The sequence below is a fragment of the Microbacterium sp. NPDC055312 genome (assembly GCF_053645675.1).
The window spans coordinates 1-1,175 of sequence record NZ_JBSHMU010000014.1 but is presented as its reverse complement, the minus strand read 5'-3'; the positions used below and the strand labels follow the sequence as shown (position 1 = coordinate 1,175).

Sequence of the window (1,175 nt, the reverse complement as noted above, 5' to 3'; positions counted from 1 at the left end):
GTCGAAGGTGGGATCGGTAATTAGGACTAAGTCGTAACAAGGTAGCCGTACCGGAAGGTGCGGCTGGATCACCTCCTTTCTAAGGAGCACTGCAGGGCCTTCGGGTTCTGACAGAGCCGGATTCACACCGAATGTGTGTGACCGGAGCTCATGGGTGGAACATTTGACATGGCATTCAGACCGTGGGTTTGAGTCAGTACACTGCTTCGGCAGTCGGAACGCTTGGCTCGTGGTGTGGGTGCCTGCACGCTGTTGGGTCCTGAGGGACCGGGCCGGCTTCTTCTTTCGGGGAGGGGTTGTTCTGTTTCCTTGTGGCCCTTACTTCTGTTGCCGGTTGGTGATGGTTGTGGGGGGCCGCCCGTACTTTGAGAACTACACAGTGGACGCGAGCATCTTAAAGAAAAACCGAGCCGGATCTTTTCCTGGATCCGGTTCATCTCATGTGATTTCAAGTCTTTAAGAGCAAACGGTGGATGCCTTGGCATCTGGAGCCGAAGAAGGACGTAGCAATCTGCGATAAGCCTCGGGGAACTGATAAGCGAGTTTTGATCCGAGGGTGTCCGAATGGGGAAACCCCGCCAGGCGTTTGTGCGACCTGGTGACTCCCGCCTGAATATATAGGGCGGGTAGAGGGAACGTGGGGAAGTGAAACATCTCAGTACCCACAGGAAGAGAAAACAACAGTGATTCCGTGAGTAGTGGCGAGCGAAAGCGGATGAGGCTAAACCGGGTGTGTGTGATAGCCGGCAGGCGTTGCATGCCCGGGGTTGCGGGACTTTTCTGAACATTCTGCCGAGTGTTCGACGTGATGTGATGATATAGACGAACCGTCTTGAAAGTCGGGCCATAGTGGGTGCCAGCCCCGTAGTCGAAATGTCATGCGCAGCGTGAAGAGTATCCCAAGTAGCACGGGGCCCGAGAAATCCCGTGTGAATCTGTCAGGACCACCTGATAAGCCTAAATACTCCCAGATGACCGATAGCGGACAAGTACCGTGAGGGAAAGGTGAAAAGTACCCCGGGAGGGGAGTGAAATAGTACCTGAAACCGTTTGCTTACAAACCGTTGGAGCCTCCTTAGTAGGGGTGACAGCGTGCCTTTTGAAGAATGAGCCTGCGAGTTAGTGATATGTGGCGAGGTTAACCCGTGTGGGGTAGCCGTAGCGAAAGCGAGTCT

At 54.5% G+C, this 1,175-nt stretch carries 2 rRNA genes; both read left to right on the top strand.

Annotation, left to right across the window (positions count from 1 at the left end):
- Positions 1-79 (top strand): 16S ribosomal RNA (locus tag ACWIDW_RS14825); the annotation flags it as partial.
- Positions 80-446: 367 nt separating this feature from the next.
- A 23S ribosomal RNA gene (locus tag ACWIDW_RS14820) occupies positions 447-1,175 on the top strand; the annotation flags it as partial.